The following is an 11,528-nucleotide window of genomic DNA, read 5'->3' on the forward strand; positions in this document are numbered from 1 at the left end:
TAATCAAAGGCCGGGGATTATACGCTGGATCAACAGGGGAAATGAAGGAGTATTGTAAGGATGTTAAATTTCATCTCTGCTGGTGCTACGCTGACCGTGCCTGTGCTTTCGCACGGCCCAGGCCGGGTTAGGCGAAACCGCCACCCGGCACAGGAATATCCGTTACGGAGCCGGATTCACCAGCATCTGTCCAATAGAACCACGGTCTGCCATTTCCAGCGTCTGGCTGTTGAAGTAGAACGGGAAATGCGCCCAGGAAGGCTGTCCATAATAGACCAGCAACTCCACTTGTCCATCAACCCAGACGGTATCTTTCCAGCCACGGTCTTCCGGGAACGGCATCGCACCATTCACATTACGGATCAGGAAAGAGACGCCTTCAATATGGAACGACTGCGGCATATCCGCGCGCACCGTCCAGCGCTCCCAGGAGCCCTGCTGCGCCGTGATATCCATGCGATTGACATCCCATAGTTGGCCATTGATTCCGGGATCGTCATCAAGGCTAATATCACGGCTGCGAATCGGCGAGCCGCTTAAAATTTCGGTGGGTAACAGACGCATTGGCAGGCTATCCGTTACCAGCGGCAGAAGGCCGGTTGGTCGCAGAGTCAGTACCAGCGTGGAGATCAGGATACTGGAAGGTTCAAAGAAACCACGGATCCTGTCAACAATACTGGCCGCCTCGCCGCAGGTAATCGAAACTTCATCACCGTTGGTCATATCGACCAGAATCTCACGACGCTCACCCGGCGCCAGCGATAGCTGCTTCACCGAAACCGGCGCGGGTAAAAACCCCTGATCGCCTGAGATAACATGCAGCGCACGACCATCGCTCATTTTCAGCAGATAACGACGCGAGTTTGAGGCATTCAGCAAACGCAAACGCACCCAGCCACGGGACACTTCGACATACGGACTTTGCGCCCCGTTGACCAGAAGAGTATCCCCCACAAAACCACCGCTGCCCGGCTCGCTATATTCTGGCGTACCGAAGTTATCCAGGCGCTTATCCTGAATAATGACTGGAAAATCATCCACGCCATAGTGGTTAGGGATTGGCAGTGATTTACTCACTTCATCTTCAACCAGCCACATCCCGGCAAGGCCGTTATAAACCTGCTGGGCAGTGCGATTTGGCGTATTGGCGTGATACCACAAGGTCGCAGCGCTCTGGCGGATCGGCAGCACGGGTGCCCAGTCCGCATTAGGCGACATCATACGCGCCGGCCCCCCCATAAGAGGACCTGGTACCTGTAATCCGGCAACGGTCATTGAGACATTTTCTGTCAGACGGTTGCTGTAGATAAGCTTGACGTCATCGCCTTTCCAGACGCGGATTGTCGGCCCCAGGTAGCGCCCGTTAACACCCCAGACGGGTGCGCGCGTGCCAGGCGTAAACGACCAGTGCGCACGTTGCAGCGTCATAAATAGCGGCTGTCCCCGACGGGACTCCAGCAGGGGGGGAACAGGTAGCGGTTGTTGCTGACCGGCAGCATTAGCCTTCAGCGGAACAGCACCTGCACACAGTGCGATCCCCGATGCCTGAATGAACTGACGCCGACTGAATGACATATAAGCTCCATGAAAAACTGGCGATTAACACGCAGGAAATCATTTCCTGTAACAAACCCGAAATGAGCGAATTAAACCTTACCGGCAGCTTCCCGCTCAGCAACTTCTTTATCGAGTTCTGCGATTTTTTGTTCCATCAGCGTGCGGCAATGCGCTGCCAGTTCACGAACCTGATCTTTACCAAAATGACTGATATCCACTGGCGGCAGCATCTCTACAATCGCCAGCCCATTATTCAGCCGGTTCAATTTGATCTTATTAGAAGTCGTTGAAACGCAAACAGGGATAACCGGGACACCCGCAGCAATTGCTGCATGGAACGCCCCTGTTTTAAACGGTAACAGACCACGGCCACGGCTACGCGTTCCTTCAGGGAACATCCAGATAGAGATACGACGCTTTTTAAAGTGATTCACAACTGCCGCAATGGTGCTGTGCGCTTTGGCGCGGTTATTTCTGTCGATCAACAGATTACCGGTGAGCCAGTATAGCTGTCCGAAGAAAGGGATCCACAACAGGCTTTTTTTACCTACTGTAACCGTCGGTGGCTGAACGATATTCGCTGCGGTAACCATGTCATAGTTATTCTGGTGGTTACAAATATAGATAGCATTACCATAGTTCTTCGCGTCAGGCGGCATGCGGCACTCGACCTTCAGGCCATACAGGGGAGCCAGGCGACCAAACATATGGCCGAACGTCGCAACGTGTTTTGGATTTCTTGGGCTGAACAGACAGTATATGCAACCGAAAATACAGACCAAAATGCAGTAAATAACAGTAATAATTAAACGAAAAATATATAGCATAACAACCTCTAAAGGCCTAAGAGCCTGGCATTCTACGTCACCTGATTCCGAACACTACATCAGGTTAGGGCATTGTTAAGAGCGGCTCTCTGGAAAAGCGTATTGTTAATCGCAACGCACGAATAAACAACGGTTTCACGGGAATTTTTAAAACAAGCTCTCCCTGTGCGAAAACAGGGAGAGCCAGACGCTGGCGTTATTCTTCGCTGTCGCCGTGACTGGCGCGTCGAGGCGAGTCAATCTCAACACGGTCGATGCGTTGCAGACCGCGCATGAGCGTACCGCGACGACCACGCTCGCCGGTTACCTTCTGTAGCTCTTCAGGGCGCAGTTTAATTTTGCGTTTCCCGACGTGGATAGTCAGCGTGCTTTGCGGCGGCAGCACGTAGAGTTGTGCCAGACCATCTTCGCCTTTCGCCGCTTCCGCTGAAGGGATATTGATAATCTTGTTCCCTTTGCCTTTCGACAACTGCGGCAAATCGCTCACCGGGAACATCAACATGCGGCCCGCATGGGTAATAGCCAGCAGCATATCGGTTTCATCTTCAATCACCACCGGCGGCATAACATGCGCGTTTTCAGGCAGCGTAATCAATGCCTTGCCCGCACGGTTACGCGCGACGAGGTCATTGAAGGTGCAGACAAAACCGTAACCGGCATCAGATGCCATAAGCAGTTTCTGATCGTCGCCTTCCATCAGCATATGTTCAACCGTCGCACCCGGTGGTAGCGTGAGCTTACCGGTCAACGGCTCCCCCTGACCCCGTGCTGACGGCAGCGTAATCGGGTCGATAGCATAGCTACGCCCGGTTGAGTCAACGAAGACGACCGGCTGATTACTCTTCCCTTTCACCGCCGATTTAAAGCTATCACCCGCTTTATAGCTTAAGCCCGGAGCGTCTATATCGTGGCCTTTCGCACTTCGCACCCAGCCACTCTGAGACAGCACAATGGTCACCGGCTCAGACGGCAACATGTCGTGCTCACTCATCGCCTTCGCTTCTTCGCGCTCCTGCAATGGAGAACGGCGATCGTCACCATAGGCATCCGCATCAGCCTGCAGTTCTTTCTTCAGCAGGTTACTCATTTTGCGTTCAGAGGCCAGAATGCCCTGCAGTTGATCGCGCTCTTTAGCCAGTTCATCCTGCTCACCGCGGATTTTCATCTCTTCCAGTTTGGCAAGGTGACGTAATTTCAGCTCAAGAATGGCTTCCGCCTGAGTTTCTGAAATACCAAACCGCGACATCAGCTCGGGTTTAGGTTCATCTTCATGACGAATAATTTCAATGACTTCGTCAATGTTGAGGAACGCTATCAGTAAACCTTCAAGAATGTGCAGACGCTTGAGTACTTTCTCCAGGCGATAGTTCAGGCGGCGGCGCACAGTATCGCGACGGAACGTCAGCCACTCGGTGAGGATCTCCAGTAGGTTTTTAACTGCCGGACGACCGTCGAGGCCAATCATGTTCAGGTTAATGCGATAGCTTTTTTCCAGATCGGTAGTGGCAAACAGATGGTTCATCACCTGTTCCATATCCACGCGATTCGACCGCGGGACAATCACCAGACGAGTCGGGTTTTCGTGATCCGATTCATCGCGCAGGTCGTCGACCATTGGCAGCTTTTTATTGCGCATTTGAGCCGCAATCTGCTCCAGCACCTTTGCGCCGGAAACCTGGTGCGGCAGCGCGGAAATCACCACCGCGCCATCTTCTTTCGTCCATACCGCACGCATGCGGACGGAACCGCGTCCGTTTTCGTATATTTTACGAATCTCCGCACGCGAAGTAATGATCTCTGCTTCGGTCGGGTAATCCGGCCCCTGTACGATATCCAGCAGCTGATCCAGCGTCGTTTTCGGCTGTTCAATCAGCGTAATTGCCGCTTTGGCCACTTCACGCAGGTTATGCGGTGGAATATCCGTCGCCATACCCACAGCAATTCCGGTCGTGCCGTTCAGCAGAATATTCGGCAGACGCGCAGGCAGCATTTTCGGCTCCTGCATGGTGCCGTCGAAGTTTGGCACCCAATCCGACGTTCCCTGACCAAGTTCACCCAGCAGGACTTCCGCATATTTCGACAGACGGGATTCCGTGTAACGCATCGCGGCGAAGGATTTCGGATCATCCGGTGCCCCCCAGTTCCCCTGCCCGTCAACCAGCGGATAACGGTAAGAGAACGGCTGGGCCATCAGCACCATCGCTTCATAGCAGGCGCTGTCGCCGTGCGGATGGTATTTACCCAACACGTCACCGACGGTACGGGCTGATTTTTTAAACTTGGCGCTGGCGTTCAGCCCCAGTTCGGACATCGCGTAAACGATGCGACGCTGAACAGGTTTCAGACCATCACCAATAAACGGCAACGCCCTGTCCATGATGACGTACATGGAGTAGTTCAGATAGGCGTTTTCCGTGAATTCATGCAGCGCAAGGCGCTCTGCCATATCGCTCATTAATCGTGGTTCCTCAACTTATACCCGTCTATTGAAGGGCAATATTGCCGCAGATACTACCCTATCTGGCGTGTTGAGTCACAAAGTTCAGTGGATTTGGCGACGCAGAAATAACAATGCATCGCCAGGCATTGATTGTGAACAACGCTATACCAACGGCAAATAAATATCCGTGAGTAACTCGTGTTCGGCAACCTCATGCACGAAATTGAGATACTGGAAATAGACCGGGAAATCACGCGGTGTTTCACCGCTACCCGGTAGCCATTCCCGGAAAAGAAACCACACGCTGTCAGAAAGCGTGTCCAATGCCCCCTGGTGGCGCACTACTGCACAGCGTCCGGCGGGAATTTCACTGTTCACGACGCCAAACGCATTTTCGGGGACCGCCTGGCTGACGCTCCCGCAAATATCAAAACGAAACTCTGCCGGCGGCGTGCTCTGTGGGTCATGCCAGGCAATTCCAAATGTCTGGCTGCCAGCAACCGGTGACAAGCCCGTCGTGCGTCGCCATTCGATAAACTTTGCGGCGCTGGCGTTAACCAAATCCGGATGGCCCCGATGCGTTAACATCGCCACCTGAATACGAGGGACATCGACAATTTTTACGTCCATTACGTGCTGCTCCTGAAATACCTGCTTAGGAATACGCTGGTGCCAGTCCAGCCAGTCCGGGGTTTGCCGGAACTGGCGAGGGCTTTTACCAAACGCAGTTTTGAAAGCACGTGTGAACGACTCCGGATTCTGAAACCCGGCATCCAGCGCAATATCAATGACTTTATCCTGCGGGTTAAACGCCAGCCGCCATGAAGCACGGCGCAGACGAAGCCACTGGATATAGCGATAAAGCGGTTGGCCACTCCAGGCAGTAAACTGCCGGTGAAAATGAAATGGCGAACTGTGCGCCATTCGGCTTAACGCCTCAAGTGTAAGGGGCTCATCCAGATGACGCTCAATGTGCTCACAAACACACCGCAATCGTCTGGCATAAGCCGCGCTGAATCGGTCATTCATCACTGCCTCCTTGTGGCTTATTCTGTCCACCTGGCCGCATTGAATCCTGACCGATCTTGCGCACTCTTCGTAGGATTACGGATTTACTTTGCGGATTTGTTTCACGTCGATTTCAACGGAGTTCCAGTCTTTATCTACTTCACCCTGAATTTCAACCGTATCCTGCGGGCCGACGGTTACGCCGTTCCAGCGTTTATGGTCGATATCCACATTAACCGTGCCAGTGGCATCCTTAAACAGGTACAGATCGTCAGAAATACGTTCAACGATATTCCCGCGCAACGTGACCCAGGTGTCATCACGCAGTGACTTTGCACTTTCAACAGTGGTGCTGCTGCCGTTCGGGCCAGTAAACCCGCCATTTTGACTTTGCGTCGTCGTCGTAGGTCCAGAGAAACCGCCCTGCTGTGCAGCAAAAACAGGTGCGGAACACAATGCCATCACGGCAACCATTGCAGCTAATTTTTTCATCTTCATGTCTCCCTTTCATGTTGGTTTACGACTATTTAATAAGTTAATCCTTAACAAGTTCTTAAGGCAAAAAAAGATACTTTTTTTGCTGTACAGAGACCGTTGTCACAAGGTTTACTGTCGGCAAAGAGCGTTACCGCAGGGAAGAACATATGCGTATTTTACTGATCGAAGATGACACGTTGATTGGCGATGGCCTTAAAACAGGTCTGAGTAAAATGGGTTTCAGCATTGACTGGTTTACCGAAGGTCGTCAGGGAAAAGAAGCGCTGTACAGCGCCCCTTATGATGCGGTGATCCTTGACCTGACGCTACCAGGCATCGACGGGCGCGATATCCTGCGCGAATGGCGGGCAAAAGGTAAGCAAGAGCCTGTGCTGATTCTGACGGCTCGGGATGCGCTGACAGAACGCGTTGAAGGCCTGCGCCTGGGCGCGGATGACTATCTGTGCAAACCCTTTGCACTCATCGAGGTTGCCGCCAGACTGGAAGCATTGGTACGCCGCGCCAGCGGTCAGGCCAGCAATATTCTGAGCCATGGTCAGGTCTCACTTGATCCCGGCGCGCTGGTCGCGACAGTCGCAGGTGAACCTTTGTCACTCAAACCCAAAGAGTTCGCCCTACTGGAACTACTGATGCGTAATAAAGGCCGCGTGCTGCCCCGCAAACTGATCGAAGAAAAACTGTATAACTGGGATGAAAACGTCTCCAGCAACGCTGTTGAAGTGCACGTCCACCACTTACGCCGTAAGCTCGGCAGCGACTTTATCCGCACTGTACATGGCATTGGCTACACCCTGGGTGACGCATGAAACTCACACAACGCCTCAGCCTGCGCGTCAGGCTAACGCTTATATTCATGATTTTGGTTTTAGTGACCTGGCTGATTTCCAGCTTTGTCGCCTGGAAGCAAACGACCGATAACGTGAATGAGATGTTCGACACGCAACAGATGCTGTTCGCCAAACGCCTTATCACGCTGGATCTCGATGAACTAAAAGCCTCTGAACGCATAGCGCATACCCCGAAAAAATTCAAACATGGTCATATTGACGACGATGTTCTAACCTTTGCGGCCTACACGCCAGAAGGGAAAATGGTTCTTCACGATGGCGACAATGGTCAGTACATTCCCTATAGCTATCGCCGGGAAGGTTTTGACGATGGCTATCTGAATGGCGACAACGATAAATGGCGTTTTGTCTGGCTGACTTCCGCAGATAAAAAGTATCGAATCGTTGTCGGCCAGGAATGGGAATATCGTGAAGATATGGCTTTAGCGATTGTGACAGCACAATTAGTGCCGTGGTTGGTCGCTTTGCCGCTGATGCTGTTAATCCTGATTGTGTTGTTAAGTCTTGAACTTAAACCACTGAAAAAACTGGCGAAGGCGCTACGTTTACGCGACCCGGAATCAGAAGAACCGCTCAGTTTGAAAGGCATTCCTGGCGAGGTCCGCCCGTTGGTTGAATCACTCAATCAACTTTTCACTCGTATTCATACCACCATGGTGCGTGAACGGCGCTTTACTTCAGATGCTGCTCACGAGCTGCGTAGTCCGCTGACGGCGCTGAAAGTGCAAACCGAAGTGGCGCAACTGTCTGACGATGATCCTCAGGCAAGGCAAAAAGCCTTAATGCAGATGCAGGCCGGGATCGATCGCGCTACACGTCTGGTCGATCAGTTACTGACGCTTTCGCGCCTTGACTCCCTCGACAACCTTCAGGATGTAGCGGAAATCTCGCTGGAGGAGTTGCTGCAATCTTCGGTGATGGATATCTACCATTCGGCCCGACAGGCGCATATTGATGTGCGTTTGCAGATTAACGCCCACGATATCAAGCGTATGGGACAACCCTTGTTACTTAGCCTGATGGTGCGGAATCTGCTGGATAATGCGATTCGCTACAGTCCGCAGGGCAGCATTGTGGAAGTGACGCTCAACGCCCGTAATTTTAGCGTCAAAGACAACGGCCCGGGCGTTGCACCGGAAGTCCTGACACACATTGGTGAACGCTTTTATCGTCCACCGGGACAAAGCGTTACCGGCAGTGGTCTGGGCCTGTCGATCGTTCGTCGTATCGCGACCTTACACGGGATGTCTGCCTCCTTTGGTAATGCTCCGGAAGGCGGTTTTGAGGCAAAAATCAGCTGGTAAAGACCTCATTATTGCTAATAATGCAAAAGACTTTGCACATTTTGCTAATTTCACCGCACCGCCCGTGGGGGTAAAATCGTCCTCAAACGTATTTCCTTGAGGACACAAAATGAGCAACATTCTGATTATCAATGGTGCGAAAAAATTCGCTCACTCCAACGGTCAGTTAAACGACACCCTGACCGAGGTCGCGGATGGCCTCCTGCGCGACCTCGGGCATGATGTTAAAATCGTGCGTGCAGATGGCGATTACGACATTAAAACTGAAGTGCAGAACTTCGTCTGGGCTGATGTGGTTATCTGGCAAATGCCGGGCTGGTGGATGGGTGCACCGTGGACGGTGAAAAAATATATCGATGATGTGTTTACCGAAGGTCACGGTACGCTGTATGCCAGCGATGGTCGTACGCGTTCAGATGCCTCTAAAAAATACGGTTCCGGCGGGCTGATTCAGGGCAAAAAATACATGCTGTCCCTGACCTGGAACGCGCCAATGGAAGCCTTCACTGAAAAAGACCAATTCTTCCATGGTGTTGGCGTTGATGGTGTGTATCTGCCGTTCCATAAAGCAAATCAGTTCCTGGGAATGGAAGCACTGCCGACGTTTATCACCAATGACGTGATTAAAATGCCAGATGTTCCGCGTTATATCGCAGAATATCGCAAGCATCTGACCGAGATTTTTGGTTAACTAGGTACCTGGAATTAGAAGGAGTTAATCATGCTTACTGTTATTGCAGAAATCCGTACACGTCCAGGTCAACATCACCGCCAGGCGGTACTGGATCAGTTTGCTAAAATCGTTCCGACCGTACTGAAGGAAGAAGGCTGCCACGGCTATGCGCCGATGGTGGATCATGCTGCGGGTGTGAGTTTTCAGACCACAGCACCAGACTCAATCGTGATGGTTGAACAGTGGGAAAGCATCGCGCATCTTGAAGCGCATTTGCAGACCCCGCATATGAAAGCCTACAGCGAAGCCGTTAAAGGTGACGTGCTGGACATGAATATTCGTATTCTGGAATCGGGCATTTAAGATTGTCGATTTGCCGGGTGACGCTTTGCTATCCGGCATATAATCGCTTCGTCAGATGAGAGCCGGATAAGGCATTTTACGCCCCTTTCCGGCTTTTCTACATGCAATTACCCTTCGAGATCCGCCAGGTCACCTTTCTCCTGCAACCAGTTGCGACGATCCTCTGAACGTTTCTTGGCCAGCAGCATATCCATCACCGCATTCGTACGCTGATCGTCCTCATCATCAATGATGAGCTGTACCAGACGACGCGTATTAGGGTCCAGCGTCGTTTCACGTAGTTGCATCGGGTTCATTTCACCCAGACCTTTAAAGCGTTGTACGTTCGGTTTCCCTTTCTTGCGCTTTAACTGCTCCAGCACGCCCGCTTTTTCTTCTTCTGTCAGTGCGTAATACACCTCTTTACCGAGATCGATACGGTACAACGGAGGCAGCGCCACATAGACGTGACCGTGTTTCACCAGCGTACGGAAGTGTTTCACAAACAGCGCACACAACAGCGTCGCGATGTGCAGACCATCGGAGTCCGCATCCGCCAGAATACAGATCTTGCCATAGCGCAGTTGGCTCAGATCATCGCTGTCTGGATCGATACCGATCGCTACCGAAATATCGTGAACTTCCTGCGAGGCCAACACTTCATCAGAAGAGACTTCCCAGGTATTGAGGATCTTACCTTTCAGCGGCATGATCGCCTGGAATTCACGATCGCGCGCCTGCTTGGCCGACCCGCCCGCCGAGTCACCTTCAACGAGGAACAGTTCGGTGCGGTTGAGATCCTGTGCGGTACAGTCCGCCAGTTTCCCCGGTAGCGCCGGACCGCTGGTCAGCTTTTTGCGTACTACTTTTTTCGCCGCACGCAAACGACGCTGCGCGCTGGAAATCGCCATTTCCGCCAGTTGCTCGGCTGACTGCACGTTCTGGTTCAGCCACAGGCTGAAGGCATCTTTCACTACGCCAGAAACGAATGCCGCACACTGACGTGAAGAAAGACGCTCTTTGGTCTGTCCGGCAAACTGTGGATCCTGCATTTTTACCGACAGCACATAGGCGCAACGATCCCAGATATCTTCTGCTGACAGCTTCACGCCGCGCGGCAGAATATTACGGTACTCGCAGAATTCGCGCATCGCGTCCAGCAGTCCCTGACGCAGGCCGTTAACATGCGTACCGCCCTGCATAGTAGGGATCAGGTTGACATAACTTTCAGTCAGCAACTCACCGCCTTCCGGCAGCCACAGCAATGCCCAGTCTACAGTCTCAGTCTCACCACTGAAGTTACCGATAAACGGTTTTTCCGGCAGCGTTGGCAGGCCGTTGACGGCTTCGCTCAGGTAGTCATTCAGACCGTCCTGATAGCACCAGCGCTGCTCGCTATTGTTAACTTCATCTTTAAAGGTGATTTCGACGCCCGGGCACAGTACCGCTTTCGCTTTCAGTACGTGCGTTAAGCGAGAAATAGAGAAACGTGGGCTGTCAAAGAAGGTTTCATCCGGCCAAAAGTGCACGCTGGTACCGGTATTGCGTTTACCGCAACTACCGACCACCTGCAGATCCTGCACTTTGTCACCGTTTTCAAACGCGATGTTGTACACCTGACCATCGCGACGCACGTTCACTTCTACACGTTTTGAAAGCGCGTTGACCACGGAGATACCCACCCCGTGTAAACCGCCTGAAAACTGGTAGTTCTTATTAGAAAACTTACCGCCTGCATGCAGGCGACAGAGGATCAGCTCGACCGCCGGAACGCCTTCTTCTGGGTGAATATCCACCGGCATACCGCGTCCGTCGTCAATGACTTCCAGCGATTGATCGGCATGTAAGATCACATCCACGCGTTTCGCGTGGCCAGCCAGTGCTTCATCCACACTGTTATCAATCACTTCCTGTCCAAGGTGATTAGGACGGGTCGTGTCAGTGTACATCCCAGGGCGACGGCGTACCGGCTCAAGCCCAGTGAGTACCTCAATGGCATCAGCGTTATAAGTTTGCGTCATGGTTTAAATT

General features: G+C 52.3%; 10 protein-coding genes. 4 read left to right on the forward strand and 6 right to left on the reverse strand.

The window, feature by feature from the left end; genetic code table 11:
• Positions 1–162: 162 nt before the first annotated feature.
• The 5 genes from ftsP to NNO08_RS10470 form a co-directional block, all read right to left on the reverse strand.
• Positions 163–1,575: a cell division protein FtsP gene (gene ftsP / locus NNO08_RS10450; RefSeq protein WP_005123112.1), complete on the reverse strand. Its 1,413-nt coding sequence runs from the start codon at positions 1,573–1,575 to the stop codon at positions 163–165.
• A 71-nt stretch (positions 1,576–1,646) separates the two neighbouring features.
• A complete protein-coding gene (gene plsC / locus NNO08_RS10455) occupies positions 1,647–2,384 on the reverse strand; it encodes a 1-acylglycerol-3-phosphate O-acyltransferase (protein WP_040233973.1) in 738 nt (245 codons plus the stop codon).
• Between the two features lie 196 nt (positions 2,385–2,580).
• Positions 2,581–4,839 (reverse strand): DNA topoisomerase IV subunit A, encoded by a 2,259-nt coding sequence (gene parC / locus NNO08_RS10460; RefSeq protein ID WP_271454299.1) that lies wholly within the window; start codon positions 4,837–4,839, stop codon positions 2,581–2,583.
• Positions 4,840–4,986: 147 nt separating this feature from the next.
• Positions 4,987–5,853 carry an AraC family transcriptional regulator gene (locus NNO08_RS10465; RefSeq protein ID WP_271449650.1) on the reverse strand — a complete coding sequence of 289 codons (867 nt, stop codon included), beginning with the start codon at positions 5,851–5,853 and terminating at the stop codon, positions 4,987–4,989.
• A 75-nt stretch (positions 5,854–5,928) separates the two neighbouring features.
• Positions 5,929–6,324 carry a YgiW/YdeI family stress tolerance OB fold protein gene (locus NNO08_RS10470; RefSeq protein ID WP_137382563.1) on the reverse strand — a complete coding sequence of 132 codons (396 nt, stop codon included), beginning with the start codon at positions 6,322–6,324 and terminating at the stop codon, positions 5,929–5,931.
• Between the two features lie 152 nt (positions 6,325–6,476).
• On the opposite strand from NNO08_RS10470, the gene qseB reads away from it, so the two are divergent.
• The 4 genes from qseB (at position 6,477) to NNO08_RS10490 (ending at position 9,518) form a co-directional block, all read left to right on the forward strand.
• The gene (qseB, locus tag NNO08_RS10475; RefSeq protein ID WP_137382562.1) at positions 6,477–7,136 is read left to right on the forward strand and encodes a quorum sensing response regulator transcription factor QseB; all 660 of its coding nucleotides are present in this window, start codon (positions 6,477–6,479) and stop codon (positions 7,134–7,136) included.
• Positions 7,133–8,482 carry a quorum sensing histidine kinase QseC gene (gene qseC / locus NNO08_RS10480; RefSeq protein ID WP_271442235.1) on the forward strand — a complete coding sequence of 450 codons (1,350 nt, stop codon included), beginning with the start codon at positions 7,133–7,135 and terminating at the stop codon, positions 8,480–8,482. The genes qseB and qseC overlap by 4 nt, the downstream gene beginning before the upstream one ends.
• A 109-nt stretch (positions 8,483–8,591) precedes the next feature.
• On the forward strand, positions 8,592–9,173 hold the full coding sequence (locus NNO08_RS10485; protein ID WP_271442236.1) for an NAD(P)H-dependent oxidoreductase: 582 nt from the start codon (positions 8,592–8,594) through the stop codon (positions 9,171–9,173).
• Between the two features lie 30 nt (positions 9,174–9,203).
• Complete coding sequence (locus tag NNO08_RS10490) at positions 9,204–9,518, forward strand: putative quinol monooxygenase (protein ID WP_003024557.1); 315 nt, start codon at positions 9,204–9,206, stop codon at positions 9,516–9,518.
• 107 nt (positions 9,519–9,625) lie between these two features.
• Here the strand turns inward: NNO08_RS10490 and parE are convergent, their stop codons facing one another.
• On the reverse strand, positions 9,626–11,518 hold the full coding sequence (parE, locus tag NNO08_RS10495; protein ID WP_271456675.1) for a DNA topoisomerase IV subunit B: 1,893 nt from the start codon (positions 11,516–11,518) through the stop codon (positions 9,626–9,628).
• Positions 11,519–11,528 lie beyond the last annotated feature (10 nt).

It is taken from the genome of Citrobacter sp. Igbk 17, from assembly GCF_028069775.1.
In the GTDB taxonomy this organism is placed as follows: domain Bacteria; phylum Pseudomonadota; class Gammaproteobacteria; order Enterobacterales; family Enterobacteriaceae; genus Citrobacter.

Excerpts from the sequence above, each read along its gene's own strand:
- plsC (WP_040233973.1), bottom strand. The coding sequence starts at position 2,384 with ATGCTATATATTTTTCGTTTAATTATTACTGTTATTTACTGCATTTTG.
- NNO08_RS10490 (WP_003024557.1), top strand. The coding sequence starts at position 9,204 with ATGCTTACTGTTATTGCAGAAATCCGTACACGTCCAGGTCAACATCAC.
- NNO08_RS10485 (WP_271442236.1), top strand. The coding sequence starts at position 8,592 with ATGAGCAACATTCTGATTATCAATGGTGCGAAAAAATTCGCTCACTCC.
- NNO08_RS10465 (WP_271449650.1), bottom strand. The coding sequence starts at position 5,853 with ATGAATGACCGATTCAGCGCGGCTTATGCCAGACGATTGCGGTGTGTT.
- qseC (WP_271442235.1), top strand. The coding sequence starts at position 7,133 with ATGAAACTCACACAACGCCTCAGCCTGCGCGTCAGGCTAACGCTTATA.
- parC (WP_271454299.1), bottom strand. The coding sequence starts at position 4,839 with ATGAGCGATATGGCAGAGCGCCTTGCGCTGCATGAATTCACGGAAAAC.
- qseB (WP_137382562.1), top strand. The coding sequence starts at position 6,477 with ATGCGTATTTTACTGATCGAAGATGACACGTTGATTGGCGATGGCCTT.
- NNO08_RS10470 (WP_137382563.1), bottom strand. The coding sequence starts at position 6,324 with ATGAAAAAATTAGCTGCAATGGTTGCCGTGATGGCATTGTGTTCCGCA.
- parE (WP_271456675.1), bottom strand. The coding sequence starts at position 11,518 with ATGACGCAAACTTATAACGCTGATGCCATTGAGGTACTCACTGGGCTT.
- ftsP (WP_005123112.1), bottom strand. The coding sequence starts at position 1,575 with ATGTCATTCAGTCGGCGTCAGTTCATTCAGGCATCGGGGATCGCACTG.